We start from the raw sequence: 303 nt of genomic DNA, 5'->3' as shown, positions 1-303 counted from the left end.
CTCTAACCGTAGCTTCATACAATGACTTCTTTTCTTCTAACCCTGATAAAGGACCTAAACATGAAGCACCGTGAGTACTTTCTTCTAAAAATCCTGACCATGCAGACGGCAGTTGTAGCAAACGTAACGTATGTCCTGTAGGAGCCGTGTCAAAAATAATATGGTCGTATTTCTCAGTGACTTCTCCTTCTGTAATAAAGTTAGCGAACTCATCAAAAGCTGCGATCTCCATGGCACATGCACCAGATAGCTGTTCTTCCATCTGGGCAACCACAGGAGCCGGCGATTTGTCTCTATATGGTC

At 43.9% G+C, this 303-nt stretch carries 1 protein-coding gene; it reads right to left on the bottom strand.

Annotation, left to right across the window (positions count from 1 at the left end):
* The coding region (locus tag AOA61_RS27335) for an ArsA-related P-loop ATPase (protein WP_305886528.1) at positions 1-303 on the bottom strand (303 nt) is incomplete at both ends.

Origin of the sequence: Pseudomonas sp. 2995-1 (assembly GCF_002742505.1) — a bacterium.
GTDB classification, from domain to species: domain Bacteria; phylum Pseudomonadota; class Gammaproteobacteria; order Pseudomonadales; family Pseudomonadaceae; genus Aquipseudomonas; species Aquipseudomonas sivasensis.
This window is presented reverse-complemented; position numbering and strand designations above follow the sequence as displayed.